Below are 14,431 nucleotides of genomic sequence, written 5' to 3'. Positions count from 1 at the left end.
CCTGCCTCTCTCGACCTCTGGCGGTCACTCTAGGGGTGGGCTCCCCGACGCAGAGCCCGCGTCCACACCTGCGGCAGCACTCCCCCTAGTTCTGGGGATACCCGCTCCTTCGCGGCCCTCCCTAGCCTTCAAGAAGTCGTCAAACTCGCACGCCTTGGGAGGGCTCCTTGTCTACGTTCTGGCACTGGTTCTGGCTCGTCATCGAGATCTTCCTGTTGTTCGCCTATCTGATCGTGCTGTTCCAGATCGTGGGTGACCTCTTCCGAGACCGCACCACGGGCGGGCTCGCCAAGGCGCTGTGGGTGCTCTTCCTGATCGCACTGCCCTTGCTGGGTGCGCTCACCTACCTCCTCGTCCGGGGCAGAGGCATGACGACGCGCAGCATCGGTGCCGCGAACGACGCCGTGGCCGCGCAGGAGTCCTACATCCGCTCGGTCGCGGGCTCCTCGCCGGCCTCGGAGATCGCGAAGGCGCACGAGCTGCTCGCCTCCGGGGCCATCACCGACGCCGAGTTCGCCGACCTGAAGGCTCGCGTCCTCGCGAGTCGATGAGCGCCAAGGGCGGCCGCCGCCGGCCTCAGTCATGTCCGACGTAACCCTCAGCCTGCTGATCCTGGCGGGCACCGTGGCGATGTTCATCTGGAACCGCGTCTCGGTGGGGCTCGTCGCCGTGATGTCGGCGCTCGCCCTGTACGCGACTGGTGTCGTGGATGCCAGCACGGCGATCGGCGGCTTCGGCGAGCCGATCGTGGTGTTCATCGCGGGCCTCTTCATCATCTCGGAGGGCCTGGACGCCTCGGGCCTGACCGCCTGGATGGGAAAGACGCTGGTGCGGCACGCGGGCACCGGTCGGGCCGCGCTGCTGCTGGGCCTGACCGCCCTGGCGGCGCTCCTGGCCGCCTTCGTCACGCCGAACGGCGCCGCCGCCGCGCTGCTGCCGGTCACGGTGACGGCGGCCCGCCGCGCCGGGCTGCTGCCTTCCGACCTGCTGATGCCGGTGGCGTTCGCCGCGAGCGCCGGCGCCCTGCTGCTGCTGTCCGGCAGCACGGTCAACGTCATCGTCTCCGACGCCCTTCTCGATGTCGCAGGCACCCCCTTCGGGTACGGCGAGTTCGCCCTGATCGGCGCCCCGCTCGTGGTGGTGACGATCGCGGTCTGCCTGCTGCTCGGCCCTCGCCTGCTGCCGCATCGGGAACCTGAGGGCGCCGCGGCTGACCTGTCCCGACACGTCGAGACCGTCGTGGACCACTACGAGCTCCGGCGCGGCTTCTACCGACTCGCGGTACCGCACGGGTCCGCCGCTCTCGGCACCAGCGCCGCCGAGCTGGTGGACGGCGATGTCGTCGCGATCGGCGTGCAGCGCGCCGACGGCAGCGTGGCCGGGCTCGACGAGCCACTCGCGACCGATGACGCGATCGTGGTCTCCGGCGAGAGCGTCGCCGTCGAGGCCCTCCGACGCCAGCACGCGCTCGCCGTCACCGTCGCCCCGATGACCGCGAGCCGCCGCGAAGGTCTCCTCTCCTACGACGACGGCGTGGTCGAGGTGGTCATTCCACCGCGCTCGCGGCTCGTCGGCGAAGAGGTGTTCCCGGGCAAGATCCGCTCCGGTCTCATGCTGCTCACGGTCTCCCGGTTCGGGCGCAGTCGAGGGCCACGCACCACCACGCTGCAGGAGGGCGACTTGATGCTCCTGCACGGTCCGTGGTCGGCGGTCTCGGACCTCACGCGTGACTCCGACGTGCTGCCCGTCAATGACCCGGACCTGGTCCGCCGCCAGAACGCTCCGCTGGGCCGGCGGGCGTGGTGGGCGCTCGCGGTGCTCGCGGTGACCGTGGTGCTGCTCGCCACCGGCGTGGTGACGCCGGCGATCGCGGCGCTCGTGGGCGCCGGACTCATGGTGCTCACCAGGGTCGTCACGCCCGCGCACGCCTACCGGGCCGTCTCCTGGCAAACGGTCGTGCTGATCGGCGGACTGATCCCGCTGTCCGTGGCGATCACCGAGTCCGGGGCTGCCGACGTGGTGGCCGGCGGCCTGGTCACCCTCGTGGCAGGCGCCGATGCACGCGTGCTGCTGGCGCTGCTGTTCCTGCTCACGGTGGTGCTGGGTCAGGTGATCAGCAACACCGCCACGGTGTTGATCGTGGCGCCGGTCGCACTCGCTTCGGCAGCCGCTGCCGGTGTGGCGCCCGCTCCGGTGCTCATGCTCGTCGCCGTAGCCGGTGCGGCCTCGTTCCTGACGCCGATCGCCACGCCCGCGAACATGATCGTGATGGGCACGGCCGGCTACCGGTTCGGCGACTACTGGAAGCTCGGCGCCGCGATCACCCTGGCGTGGTTCGCGGTCGCTGTTCTCGTGATCCCGCTCATCTGGGCGGTGTGATGGCATCTCTGAGAGGAAGTGCGTCATGAGTGAGGTTGTGGAGGATGTCTCACGGGGTCGCATGGCCCGGTTCCTCGACGGCATCGAGCGAGCCGGCAACAAGGTGCCGAACCCCACGGTGCTGTTCGTGTACCTGATCGGCTTCATCGCGGTGCTCTCGGCGCTGCTGTCCTGGGCGGGCGTGTCGGTCACCGACGAGGTGGTGATGCCGGTCCCCAAGGACGACTTCGCCTCGGTCGTGGAGCATCTGGGCGGCGACTACTCGCTGTACGACTCCACCACGGGCCAGCCGGCGACACTGCCGGAGTTCGTCGTCGTAGAGCAGGAGTTCGAGGTGCGCAGCCTGCTCTCGATCGAGGGGCTGCGTTTCTTCTTCTCCTCGTTCGTGGACAACTTCGCCGGCTTCGGCGTGGTCGCCGTGGTGCTGATCTCGATGGCCGGTGTGGGTGTCGCCGAGGTCGCCGGGATGATGGGTGCGCTGATCCGCCGTGTGGTCAAGGTTGCTCCCGCGAGGTGGCTGCCCTTCATCCTGATCTTCGTCGGTGTGCTGTCCTCGGTGGCGACCGACGCGGGCTATCTGATCCTCATCCCGCTGGCGGCGGCCGCCTACGCCTCGGTCGGTCGGCACCCGCTCGCCGGCATGGCCGGCGTGTTCGCCGCGGTGGGTGCGGTGTTCGGGGTCAACCTGCTGATCACCCCCAGCGACTCGATGCTCACCGAGATCACGAACGACGTGCTCGGCACGCTCGGCATGGAGTCGATCAACGTCACGCAGAACTTCTACTTCTCGATCGTCAGCTCCCTGGTGCTGGCGGTCGTGGTGACGTTCCTGACCACGAAGTTCGTCGAGCCGAGGCTCGGCAAGTACGACCCGAAGGACGCGGGCGATGGTGCAGCGCCGGCCGAGGAGATCGACGCCGCGGCCGAGGCGCGAGGCCTGAAGTTCGCCGGCTGGACCGCGCTAGGCATCGTCGTCGCGGTGCTGGCGCTCGCGCTGCCACCCGGCGCCCCGCTGCGCGACCCCGCCACCGGCGACCTCATCGGCACCACGCCGTTCATGGCGAGCCTGATCTTCGTGATCTCGCTGGGCTTCCTGCTCTGCGGGATCGCCTTCGGGCGCGGGGCAGGCACCCTCAAGGGCGGAGATGCGATCGTGAGTGCGATCGCCAAGACGTTCGGCTCGCTCGGTGGGCTGCTGGTGATGTTCCTGATGATCGCCCAGTTCATCGCCCTCTTCAACTGGACGAACCTGCCCACGGTGGCCGCCGTGGAGGCTGCCGGCCTGCTCGAACAGGCTCAGGTGCCGGCGCTCGTGCTGCTGGTCGCCTTCATCCTGGTGATCCTGCTGCTCGACATCATCCTCCCCGGCCTGATCCCGAAGTGGGCGATCTTCGCCCCGGTGTTCATCCCGATCTTCGCGACGCTCGGTGTGGCACCCCAGACGTTGCTGGCGGCCTACCGGGTGGGTGACTCACCGATGAACGTGGTGACGCCGCTGATGGTCTACCTGCCCTTCATCGTCACGATCGCGCAGCGCTACGTGAAGAAGTCCGGGCTCGGCACGGTGATCTCGCTGATGCTCCCGTACACCGTGGTCATCCTGCTCACCTGGACCGTGCTCTTCGTCGCGTGGTTCCTGCTCGGCATCCCGTGGGGGCCGGACGCCCCCGTCCAGATCACTTAGTCCGGAGGTCCTCATGACAACCCCACCGCTTCCGACAGCGACACCGGTCACCCGACTGGCGCCGTCCTGGTTCGCCGACGTCTCGGTCACGACCGGTGACGGCGAGGACGCCCAGGCGGTCGGCTTCCCGATACTCGCCGGCGGTGACGTGCCGGCCGCGCTGGAGGCCACCACTGAAGCCCTGAACCGGGCCGGGTACACCGGCGCCGTCGGGTCCACGCTCGCCGAGCCGCGTGAGCAGGGACCCGCGCGGGTCGCGGTCGGCCTGGGCGAGGAGGGCTCGCTCGACGCGGCGGCGGTGCGCGACGCCGCGGCAGCATTCGCACGTGCGGTCCCGGCCGACGCCGCGCTCGCCATGCACGTGCCCTCACCCTTTCCCGGTGGGGTGGCCGCGGCCGCGGCCGCGATCGTCGAGGGCGTGCTGCTCGCTCGCCACCGGTTCGATCTGCGCTCGACGGCGAAGCCCGGCGACCCCGTCGCCGTCACCTCGATCGTGCTCGTGCCGGCAGACGGCGACGGCGACGATGTCACCGCGGGCGCAGCCCGCGGCCTGGTGACCGCCCGGGCAGCCCTGGTCAGTCGTGACCTGGCCGCCTGCCCGGCTTCGTTGCTCACGGCAGAGGCGATGGGCGAGGTCGCGACGGAGCTGGGCTCCGCCGTCGGGCTCGATGTCGAGGTGACCGACCTGGCGGGTCTGGTCGACCTGGGGTGCGGTGGGTTGCTGGGCGTGAACCGGGGCTCCGAGCGGGAGCCCCGGATGGTCCACCTCACGTACACCCCGGCCGGTGAGCCGACCGGACATCTTGGGCTGGTCGGCAAGGGCATCACCTACGACTCGGGCGGCATCAGCATCAAGCCGGGCGACGAGTCGCACTCGCAGATGAAGAACGACATGACCGGTGCCGGCGCCATTCTCGCCGCGATGCTGGTGCTGCCCGCACTGGCGTGCCCGGCGCGTGTGGACGCCTGGCTGATGTGCACCGACAACATGCCCTCGGGCACGGCGATGCAGCTCGGCGACGTGCTCACGATGCGAGGCGGAACCACGGTCGAGGTGATCAACACCGACGCTGAAGGGCGGCTCGTGATGGCGGACGCCCTGGTGCTGGCGGTGGAGGCGGGCTGCGACGCGATCGTGGACGTGGCCACGCTCACGGGTGCGTGCCTGCGGACGTTCGGCACCGAGGTCGCGGGCGTGATGGGTAATGATCCGGCGCTGGTGGCGGCGGTGAGCGAGGCCGGTAACCACGCCGACGAGCTGGTGTGGGAGCTGCCGCTGATCGCGTCGTACGCCTCGCAGCTCGACTCCGACATCGCCGATCTCAAGAACCTCGGCGGCCCCAACGCCGGCGCGATCACGGCCGCGTTGTTCCTGGAGCGCTTCGTCTCAGGGACGCCGTGGGCGCACATCGACATCGCGGGGACCGCCCAGGCGCCGGCTCCCGATGCCTGGGTCAACCGCGGGCCGACCGGCTTCGGCGCGAGACTGCTCGTCGACCTGGTGGTCAATTTCCAGAAGTAGTGGGAGGATCAACTACCGGGGAGGTCAGCGCGACGACAGGCGGGCAGTGGTTCCCATTCGAGTCGGGATCGTTGAGGACCACGAGGTGGTGGTCGTGGGGATCCGAGCCTTGCTTGGCGCCACGCCGGACCTCGAGGTCGTGGCGATCGCCTCATCGGTGCCCGCCCTGGTGGCGGACGCGGTCGATCTCGACGTGGTGATCCTCGACCTGCGGCTTCCCGATGGCTCGGACCCCGCCGGTAATGTCAGCGCGCTGCTCGCGATCGGCGCCTCGGTGCTCGCCTACACCTCGGGGGAGGACGCGAGCCTCGTGCGGGCGGCCGCTCGCGCCGGCGTGCACGGCATGGTCCGCAAGTCCGAGCCCGGGGTCCAACTCGTGGCGGCGATCCGTGGGGTCGCGGCGGGAACCGTGGCGGCGTCGTCGGACTGGGCGGCGGCGATCGACGCGGACCCGGACTCCTCGGTACGGCTGACCGACCGCGAGACCGAGGTGCTGCGCCTGTACGCCTCCGGCGAGAAGGCCGATCGTGTCGCACGCCTGCTCGGCATCGGGCGGGAGACCGTGCTCGACCACATCCGCCGGATCCGGCTCAAGTACGCCGCGGACGATCGGCCCGCGCACACGAAGGTGGACCTGTACCGGCGGGCCGTCGAGGACGGCGTCATCCCCACCCCTCCGCACCGCCTGAACTGGGGATAGCCGGGCGGGTCTCAGCTCGCGCAGACGGTCTCGGTCGCCACGATGTCGATGTCCGCAGCCGACGAGGTGGTCCAGACGAAGGTCACCGAGAGGTCGCCCTGGGGGCCCGTGCCGAACAGCCGCACCTGCCAGTCGCCGGCCGGGCCGATAGGCTCGAGCCGGTGCACGCCGTCGCCGATGGGTTCGGCGGTCGTGGTGAGCGTCAGCGGGCAGGGGTCGTCCGTGACCTCCGTGAAGGTCGCGTCGAACAGCCAGCCGTTCTCGGCGTACGTGATGTCCACGCGCATCGGCGCCCCGACTGCGGGCGGGTCCTCGGGCTCGAAGCCGTCACCGCAGGCGCCGCCGCCGTTCCCGCTCCAGCAGAAGGACCAGGGGGCCAACTCGATCTCGCCGTCATCGGTGGTGAGGACGACCGAAGGAGGCGACGCGTCCGCGGGGGTGTCGTCGCCCGAGCCGGCGCACCCAGCCAGGGCGAGCAGCACCGCGAGCCCGACCGCCGTCCACCTCATGCCATGACACTGTCGTGAACAGTGCTGCTGTTGCCGACGCCATGCCGAGAGGTACTGAGCGATCCATTCACTCAGGCACGTTCGATCAGCCCGCACCCGAGCCGGCCGGTCGGGTGCCATCGAACTGGCTCGACCTCATCCACCGCTGAGGTCCGCCGGCGGCTCAGCCGATCCGGAGTCGCCTCGGGCGGTCCACTGCCGGATCCACGGCCACCGGCACCGGTGGCGTCAGCGATCCCAAGACCACCGGCCGGGCCGCGCCCGTGACCTGGAGCCCCTGCGGCCGGTCGCGCTCGACCGGTGTCGTCCCAGGCAGCGCGTGCACCGACAGGTAGCCCAGCAGCGCGAACAGGTATGCCTCTTTCGCGTCGGGGTCGAGCCCGATCTCCACCTCGTCGCGCAGCTGCGGCAGTCGAGCGCGCAGGCCCTCCATCAGCACCGGGTTGCGCAGGCCGCCGCCCGTGACCAGGACACGCTCGAGGTCCGGTGCGCCGGACAACCCCGCCTGCCTGCACGCCTGCTCGACGCCGTCGGCGATAGTGCGGACTGTGACCTCGGCGAGCGTCGCGAACAGGTCGTCTCCCACCGGTGCGGGGATTCCGCGCGCACGCAGGCGCGACGAGGCCCATGCGAGGTCGAGGTGCTCGCGCCCGTTGCTCCGCGGCAGCGGCGCGGCGAAGTAGGGGTCGTCCAGCAGGCACGCGAGCGCAGCCTGGTCGACCGTACCCGCGCGCCCCCAGCGGCCGTCGACGTCATGGGTCGCGCCACGCGCCGCAGAGGCCTGGTCGAGGAGCCCGTTGCCCGGTCCTGTGTCGCCGGCGACCACCCTGTCAGCACCCACCACGGTGATGTTCGCGATCCCGCCGATGTTGATCGCCGCGGTGGGGCGGTCGGCGTAGAGCAACGCGTCGAGCAGGCTCACCAACGGCGCGCCGTGACCGCCGGCGGCGACATCGGCCGCCCGCAGATCGGACACCACGGGCAGACCCGTGCAGGCATGGATCTGCGCGGCCTGACCGATCTGCAGCGTGCCGCGCGGTACGCCGTCGACAACGTCGTGGAAGACCGTCTGTCCGTGTGAGGACACCAGATCTGCGGGTCCGAGGGTCGTGAGCGCGTCCGCCGCGGCGTCGCCGAACGCGCGTCCGACCTCGGTGTCGAGCGAGCACCAGGTCCCCGGTCCGGTCGCGCTCGTCGCCAGTTCGAGCAGCCGGGTGCGCAGCTCGCCGGGCCACGGCACCTCCCGATGCCCGAGCGGCGTCAGCACCAGCGTGGTCACCTCCTGCTCGTCCGGTCGTAGATCGGCCAGCGCGACGTCGATCGCGTCCACCGAGGTCCCGGAGCTCAGCGCGAGCACGCGCACGTCAACGCCCTTCCAGCAGCTCGAGCATGGCGCGCGCGTTCGCGAGGCCGACGCCGTGCGCGAGCACCAGCGTGGTCGCGTCCGGCGCGCCCGCCGGTACCCCGCCGTGCACCACCACGGCGTCGGGTCGGCGTGTGAGGACGTGCTGCAGATCTGCTGCCTCGGCCTCATCGGCCATCGGCTCGCGCGTGAGGGCCAGCACGGCGGTGCGCCCGTCGATCACGTCCAGCGCCCGCTTCCAGCCCTCCGGATCGGCGTCAGCTCGCACAAGGACGGCTCCCGGGTGGCACGCGCCGAGTGCCGTGGCGCAGCCAGGTGCCAAGCGACCGCTCGCCGTCGTTGCCGGACGGCGCCGGTCCTGCAGCGACGGCGGACCTGCGCCGAGCCGCCCGCGCACCGTGCCCAGATCTCCGCGCACCAGCGTGGTGGCACGCCGTGCCGCCTCGGCGCCTACGGCTGACAACGCTGCCAGCGAGGCACCGGGATCGAGGTCTTCCGGCGTGGAACGGCGAGCACGCAACCGGGCCAGCCGCTCTGCGGATCGCTCGAGATGTTCGCTCGCGAGCCGCCCGTCTCGCAGCGCGTCGACCACCGCATCGACGGCAGTGGTCAGCATCGCCTCGTCGTCCCGCCCGTTCGTGGTCCCGAGGCAGAGCAGGTCCGCGCCCGCCTGCAGGGCGCGCACGCAGACCTCACCGAGCCCGGCGAGCCGCGGGCCGGTCACCGCGCGCATGTCGAGGGCGTCGGTGATCACCACCGCGTCCTCGCCGCCGGGGCTCGCGCGCAGCCGTTGAGTGACCGCGGGCTCCAGGCTCGCCGGTGCGGGACCGAGCGCCGGGACGTGCAGGTGGCCGGTCATGACCGCGTCCACCCCGGCCGCCAGCGCCGCCTCGAATGGCATCAGCTCGCGGCGGGCGAGCAGGTCCTCGTCGATCTCGAGCAACGGGAGCGTCAGGTGGGAGTCGACGGTGGTGTCGCCGTGCCCGGGGTAGTGCTTGGCGCATGCTGCCGCACCCGAGGACTGCAGTCCGGCGATCATCGCAACACCGTGCCGGGCGACGAGCGCGGGATCCGGATCGAACGAGCGCACTCCGATCACCGGGTTGCGGGGCTCCGAGGCCACGTCCATCGCCGGCGCCAGCGTGAGATCGACGCCCACCGAGGTCAGCAGCCTGCCCAGTGCCGCGCCCACCCGCCGTGTCAGGTCGAGATCGTCGACGGCGCCAAGTGCGGCCGGCCCCGGCAACGTCGAGCCGGTCATGGCCTGCAGTCTCGAGACGTCGCCGCCCTCCTCGTCGGTGGCGACGATCGCCGGACCGGCCTCGCGCAGCCGCGACGTGAGGCGCTGCGTGGTCTGGAGGTCGGGCGTGTTGGGCGCGAACAGCGCCACCCCACCGAGACCGTGCTCCACGGCGCGAAGCAACCACGGCGGAGGTGTCGTGCCGGTGAACCCGGGCAGCAGCACCCTGAGCGCGAGCGACCGGTCGTCTCGGTCCCGGGACAAGGGAACCACTCCGTTTCCACGATCTGGGTCGACGTCGAGCGTCGGAACCTAGCACCGTTCATCGCTAATGTAAACAGGTGACCAATCAGGCGAATGTGTGTAACGTACTTACCTCAATCCGCGCGATGTGGCAGGGGGATCCGTTCGATGACGGCGGCAGCACGCTCGAGCAGCACCGGTCTCGAGGCCGCTCTCGACGACCCGGGCCTCCTCGGTCCCGGCCCGATCTCCCTGTGCGCCAACTACACCAGCGTCACCGAGGACCTCGGCCGCGGCGTCGACGCCTTGCTGACCGCCGGCGTCGAGATCGGTGCCCTGCTCACACCGGAGCACGGCTACTGGGGCGCCGTCCAGGCCGGCCTCAGCGAGGGTGACGGCGAGGACCCCGCCACCGGCATCGCCGTTCTCGACACCTACGGGGTCGCCGGCGAGCAGCTCGACGCGCTGCTGTGCGGGGCGCCTGAGCACATCGTCGTCGACCTCCAGGACATCGGGTGTCGCTTCTACACCTACACCTGGACGCTCTTCGACCTGCTGTGCGCTGCCGCTCGGCTCGGCCGCCGCGTGACCGTGCTCGATCGTCCCAACCCACTCGGCGGCACTGTGCACGGTCCCGGCCTCGAGCCCGCCTGCGCGAGCTTCGTGGGCCGGACCTCGATCCCGCTGCAGCACGGGCTGACGCTCGGGGAGCTGGCTCGCTGGTTCGCTTCCGAGCACGTCCCGCAGACCACGGGTTCCGACGTGGACCTCACCGTCGTCGGGATGAGCGGCTGGCACGGCCAGCGGCAAGCGGCCGACGACACCTGGGTGCTGCCCTCGCCCAACATGCCCACTGCGGCCACGGCACTGCTCTACCCCGCGACCGGGCTCCTGGAAGGCACCACGCTCTCGGAGGGGCGCGGGACCACCAAGCCGTTCCAGCTCTGCGGAGCACCATGGACCGATGCGCGGTTCGCGGCGGCGATGCGCGAGCACCGGCTGCCGGGCCTGGCCGTGCGCGAGGCCGTCTTCCGACCGACGTTCCATGCCTTCGCGGACCAGACCGTGCACGGAGTCCAGCTCCATGTCCAGGACGCCGACGCGTTCGATCCGATCCTGACCGGATGGACGCTGCTGAGCACCGTGGCCGAGTTGTACCCCGATCAGGAGCTGTGGCGCGAGCACGACCCGGCACGGCCGCCGTTCCTGGACCTGCTCTGGGGATCGGCGACGCTGCGCGAGGGGATCGACTCCGGAGCGAGCCTCGACGAGGTGCTCGCCGCCAGCCCTGTCGCCGCCAGGATCTGCCCAGACCTGCTGCTGTACCCCCGCCTCGAGGAGAACCCATGACGCCGCGCACGATCCTCGCCGTCGGCGCCCACATCGGTGACATGGACCTCGCCGCCGGCCCGGTCCTCGCCCAGAACGTGCTCGACGGCGGCCGGTCGGTGCTGCTGGCGTTGACACCGGGGGAGCGCGGCCACCCCCGCATGAGCATCGACGACTACCGGCAGCAGAAGATCGACGAGGCCCACTCATTCGCCGCCGGCATCGGCGCCGAGATCATCGTCTACGACGACATCTCCGACGGTTTCCTCACCGCGGACGACGACGTCGCCGCGCGGCTCGCCCGCGACATTCGCGCAATCCGCCCGGAGCTGCTGCTCTCGCACTGGCCGCGGAGCATCCACCGCGACCACGAGCAGGCGAGCCTGGCCGCCGACCGGGCTCGTTTCCTGGCGGGCCTGCCCGGCTGGGAGGAGAGCGACACCGCTGAGGGCAGCCGCCACGGCGTCGGCAGGGTGCTGCGCACCGAGAACTGGGAGGACGCCGAAGGCTTCAGCGCCACCGCGTACGTCGCGATCGAGGACGAGGCCAGGCGGCGCTGGCGCGAGGCGATCGCTGGCCAGGCCTTCGCGCGCGGCGAGACCTACGGATTCCGTTACATCGACTACTACGACGCCCAGCTCACCACCCGCGGCGCACTCGCCCGGGTCCCGGCCGCCGTCGCCCTCGCTGACGCAGAACCCCGGGTGGAGGCACTGTGAGTGCACCAGCGAGTGAGGACCGCAGCGAAGCGAGGACCGGAGCGAGCGTCGGTGCGCGACCAAGTAGCCCTGTGAGTGCCATCGGCTATCGCAGCCACCGCCACGGCGACGCTCAGGCGCTGCCGGAGCTGCTCCGGGTCGCCAGCCCGCAGGACGCCGTCGACGAGGACTGGTTCGCCGAGAACGTGCTGCTCGATCCGGCCTTCACCGCCGACGGCCTGCAGGTCGCCGAGATCGACGGTCGGCCCGTCGGGTTCGTCTACGCGACCGCCGCTCCCGCCGGGAGCGTGACGGGAGGGTGGATCACCCTCGGCTGTGTCCACCCCGATCACCGGCGCCAGGGAATCGGAGCGCGCCTGCTCGAGCGCGCCGTGGAGTCGCTGCGCACCCGCGGCGCAGCCTGGGCGGAGGTCAGCGGCTACCCGCGCGCCTACTTTTTGCCGGGTGTGGACGCCGAGGCCTACCCCGGGGCCGTCGCACTGCTGCGCTCGCAGGGGTTCGAGCAGAGGTACACCGCAGCCGCGATGTCGCTCGACCTCAGCACCTATCAGTTGCCGGCCGACATCCTGAGCCTCGCCGCGGACCGACGTGCCTCGGGATACGACGTCGGCGCCGCCCGCTACGACGACCTGCCCGCCGTGCTTGAGCTCGCGCGCACCGAGTTCGCACCCGACTGGGCCGACGCCGTGCGGGAGGCCCTGATCCGGCACGGCCACCTCACGCGCCTGCGCGTGGTCCGCGGCCCGGACGGGGTGTGCGGCTTCGCGATCTTCGGCGCCTACCGGGGGCTGCGCGAGCGGTTCGGCCCGTTCGGTGTCGCGGGGTCGCTGCGGGGGACCGGCCTCGGCAAGGTGCTGCTCCACGACACCCTCACCGCGATGCGCGCTGAGGGCGCTCACCACGCCTGGTTCCTCTGGACCGGCGAGGACTCACCCGCCGGCCACCTGTACCGGCGCACCGGATTCACCGTGACCCGTCGCTTCGACGTGATGCGACGCGACCTGATCCCGACGAGCTCGAAGGAGAACTCACCATGAGAGCAACGATCACGAGGGCCGTGGCCTGCGCCGCTGCGGCGGCGCTCGCCCTCACCGCCTGCAGCGGCGGTGGCGACGGCGGTGGCGGCGGGGGTGGCGGTGACGGCGAGGTCCCGCCGCTGACGATCCACGCCAACTCGGCGAACTCCTACCAGGAGAACTTCAACCCGTTCTCCTCCACGGTGCTGATCGGGACCCGCGGCTTCATCTACGAGCCTCTGTTCGTGTCGACGCCCATGGTCGACGAGCCCGAGCCGTGGCTGGCGATGGAAGGCGAGTTCAACGATGACGGCACCGCCATCACCTACACGCTGCGTGAAGGCGTCACCTGGTCCGACGGCGAGGCCTTCGACGCCGACGACGTCGCCTTCACGTTCAACCTGTTCGTCGAGCAGCCGGCCACCAACCTGTCTGCGCTCGATGTCACCTCGGCCGAGGCGATCGATCCCACCACGGTCGAGATCACGTTCGGTGAGTCGATGTTCGCGTTCGAGCGTGCCATCGGTAACACGGTGATCATTCCCGAGCACATCTGGAGCGAGGTCGAGGACCCGCTGGAGTTCACCAACGCCGAGCCGGTGGGCACCGGCCCGTTCGTGGTGGGCAGCTTCGACCAGCAGCTGTACACGCTGGCGAAGAACGACAGCTACTGGGCAGCCGACGAGATCGAGGTCGAGGAGATCCGCTACCCGGCGAACACCGAGCAAACCTTCACCACCAAGCTGCAGGGCGGCGAGCTCGACTGGTCCGGTGGTTTCGTCGCCAACATCGACGAGATCTTCGTCAACGGCGACCCTGAGCATCGCGGCTACTGGTACCCCGGCGGCGGGCTGGTCAGCCTCACCGTCAACAACGAGCAGGCGCCGTTCGACGACCCCGCGCTGCGTGAGGCGTTGAGCCTGGGCATGGATCGCAACCAGATCTCCGAGGTCGCCATGCAGGGCTACACCCCGCCGGCTCATCCGACCGGGCTGCCGCTGCCCGCCTACGAGACCTCGCTCGATCCGGCGCTCGCGGACGCGGCCTTCAGCTACGACGTCGACGCCGCGAACGCGCTCCTCGATGAGGCCGGCTACACGATGGGCTCGGACGGGATCCGCACCACACCGGCGGGCGATCCCATGTCGTACACGCTCGAGATCCCGTCGGACTGGGCGGACTGGGTGACCATCAGCCAGCTCCTCGAGGAGCAGTACGCCAAGATCGGTATCCAGGTGTCGCCGCAGGGCATCTCCTTCGAGTCCTGGGTCGAGACCCGCAACGCAGGCAGCTTCGAGATGACGCTGTCCTCGGTCGCGATCGGGCAGACGCCGTTCGACGTGTATCGCGCGATGATGAGCTCGGAGTACCGGTCCGCCGACGGCGGCAGCGTGAACCAGAACTTCAGTCGGTTCTACGACGACGACGCGGACGCCGCGCTGAATGCCTACGCATCCAGCAACGACCCTGAGGAGCAGCAGCAGGCGCTCGCGGACCTGCAGCAGATCGTCGTCGACGAGATGCCGGTCGTTCCCATGATCCAGGCGCCGAACTGGTATCAGTACAACACCATCCGGTGGGAGGGCTTCCCGAACGAGGACAACCCCTACGCCCTGGGTGCCCCGTTCCAGACCCCGGACATGCTGCTTGTCGTCCGGAACCTGACCCCGGCCGGATGACCGGCGTGGGGGGGGGGGGGGCGCGGGGGGCGCCCGCCCCCCCCCCCC

The 14,431-nt window shown here is 70.7% G+C and carries 12 protein-coding genes; 9 read left to right on the top strand and 3 right to left on the bottom strand.

Annotated elements, in window-relative coordinates:
• The first annotated feature begins 167 nt into the window (after positions 1 to 167).
• Genes ACOJSN_RS02675 through ACOJSN_RS02655 form a run of 5 tightly spaced genes read left to right on the top strand, consistent with a single transcriptional unit; the run spans position 168 to position 6,285 of the window.
• Entirely contained in the window at positions 168 to 551 is a 384-nt protein-coding gene (locus ACOJSN_RS02675; protein ID WP_420110966.1) for an SHOCT domain-containing protein, read from the top strand.
• Between the two features lie 31 nt (positions 552 to 582).
• A complete protein-coding gene (locus ACOJSN_RS02670) occupies positions 583 to 2,379 on the top strand; it encodes an SLC13 family permease (RefSeq protein WP_420110965.1) in 1,797 nt (598 codons plus the stop codon).
• A gap of 25 nt (positions 2,380 to 2,404) precedes the next feature.
• Positions 2,405 to 4,063, top strand: coding sequence for an AbgT family transporter (locus tag ACOJSN_RS02665; protein ID WP_420110964.1), 1,659 nt, complete (start codon positions 2,405 to 2,407; stop codon positions 4,061 to 4,063).
• Positions 4,064 to 4,076: 13 nt separating this feature from the next.
• On the top strand, positions 4,077 to 5,585 hold the full coding sequence (locus ACOJSN_RS02660; RefSeq protein ID WP_420110963.1) for a leucyl aminopeptidase family protein: 1,509 nt from the start codon (positions 4,077 to 4,079) through the stop codon (positions 5,583 to 5,585).
• Positions 5,586 to 5,631: 46 nt separating this feature from the next.
• The gene (locus ACOJSN_RS02655; protein WP_420110962.1) at positions 5,632 to 6,285 is read left to right on the top strand and encodes a response regulator; all 654 of its coding nucleotides are present in this window, start codon (positions 5,632 to 5,634) and stop codon (positions 6,283 to 6,285) included.
• An 11-nt stretch (positions 6,286 to 6,296) separates the two neighbouring features.
• On the opposite strand, the gene ACOJSN_RS02650 is transcribed toward ACOJSN_RS02655, so the two are convergent.
• The 3 genes from ACOJSN_RS02650 to ACOJSN_RS02640 form a co-directional block, all read right to left on the bottom strand.
• Positions 6,297 to 6,794: a hypothetical protein gene (locus tag ACOJSN_RS02650; protein ID WP_420110961.1), complete on the bottom strand. Its 498-nt coding sequence runs from the start codon at positions 6,792 to 6,794 to the stop codon at positions 6,297 to 6,299.
• 163 nt (positions 6,795 to 6,957) lie between these two features.
• A complete protein-coding gene (locus tag ACOJSN_RS02645; protein WP_420110960.1) occupies positions 6,958 to 8,157 on the bottom strand; it encodes an anhydro-N-acetylmuramic acid kinase in 1,200 nt (399 codons plus the stop codon).
• Position 8,158: 1 nt separating this feature from the next.
• Positions 8,159 to 9,661 carry a glycoside hydrolase family 3 protein gene (locus tag ACOJSN_RS02640; RefSeq protein WP_420110959.1) on the bottom strand — a complete coding sequence of 501 codons (1,503 nt, stop codon included), beginning with the start codon at positions 9,659 to 9,661 and terminating at the stop codon, positions 8,159 to 8,161.
• 147 nt (positions 9,662 to 9,808) lie between these two features.
• Here ACOJSN_RS02640 and ACOJSN_RS02635 point away from each other — a divergent pair, with 147 nt between their 5' ends.
• From ACOJSN_RS02635 to ACOJSN_RS02620, 4 genes are all read left to right on the top strand, one after another.
• Positions 9,809 to 10,990 carry an exo-beta-N-acetylmuramidase NamZ domain-containing protein gene (locus ACOJSN_RS02635; RefSeq protein WP_420110958.1) on the top strand — a complete coding sequence of 394 codons (1,182 nt, stop codon included), beginning with the start codon at positions 9,809 to 9,811 and terminating at the stop codon, positions 10,988 to 10,990.
• Entirely contained in the window at positions 10,987 to 11,688 is a 702-nt protein-coding gene (locus tag ACOJSN_RS02630) for a PIG-L deacetylase family protein (RefSeq protein WP_420110957.1), read from the top strand. Before ACOJSN_RS02635 ends, ACOJSN_RS02630 begins: the two co-directional genes overlap by 4 nt.
• 71 nt (positions 11,689 to 11,759) lie before the next feature.
• Positions 11,760 to 12,725: a GNAT family N-acetyltransferase gene (locus ACOJSN_RS02625; protein WP_420110956.1), complete on the top strand. Its 966-nt coding sequence runs from the start codon at positions 11,760 to 11,762 to the stop codon at positions 12,723 to 12,725.
• Positions 12,722 to 14,383 carry an ABC transporter substrate-binding protein gene (locus ACOJSN_RS02620; protein ID WP_420110955.1) on the top strand — a complete coding sequence of 554 codons (1,662 nt, stop codon included), beginning with the start codon at positions 12,722 to 12,724 and terminating at the stop codon, positions 14,381 to 14,383. The genes ACOJSN_RS02625 and ACOJSN_RS02620 overlap by 4 nt, the downstream gene beginning before the upstream one ends.
• Positions 14,384 to 14,431 lie beyond the last annotated feature (48 nt).

Origin of the sequence: Pseudactinotalea sp. (assembly GCF_048594945.1) — a bacterium.
Taxonomy (GTDB): domain Bacteria; phylum Actinomycetota; class Actinomycetes; order Actinomycetales; family Beutenbergiaceae; genus Pseudactinotalea.
The sequence above is the reverse complement of the archived record's forward strand: the minus strand, read 5'-3'. Positions and strand labels throughout refer to the sequence as shown.

Coding starts and splice junctions, on each gene's coding strand:
- ACOJSN_RS02670 (WP_420110965.1), top strand. CDS start 583: ATGTCCGACGTAACCCTCAGCCTGCTGATCCTGGCGGGCACCGTGGCG.
- ACOJSN_RS02665 (WP_420110964.1), top strand. CDS start 2,405: ATGAGTGAGGTTGTGGAGGATGTCTCACGGGGTCGCATGGCCCGGTTC.
- ACOJSN_RS02660 (WP_420110963.1), top strand. CDS start 4,077: ATGACAACCCCACCGCTTCCGACAGCGACACCGGTCACCCGACTGGCG.
- ACOJSN_RS02650 (WP_420110961.1), bottom strand. CDS start 6,794: ATGAGGTGGACGGCGGTCGGGCTCGCGGTGCTGCTCGCCCTGGCTGGG.
- ACOJSN_RS02635 (WP_420110958.1), top strand. CDS start 9,809: ATGACGGCGGCAGCACGCTCGAGCAGCACCGGTCTCGAGGCCGCTCTC.
- ACOJSN_RS02630 (WP_420110957.1), top strand. CDS start 10,987: ATGACGCCGCGCACGATCCTCGCCGTCGGCGCCCACATCGGTGACATG.
- ACOJSN_RS02620 (WP_420110955.1), top strand. CDS start 12,722: ATGAGAGCAACGATCACGAGGGCCGTGGCCTGCGCCGCTGCGGCGGCG.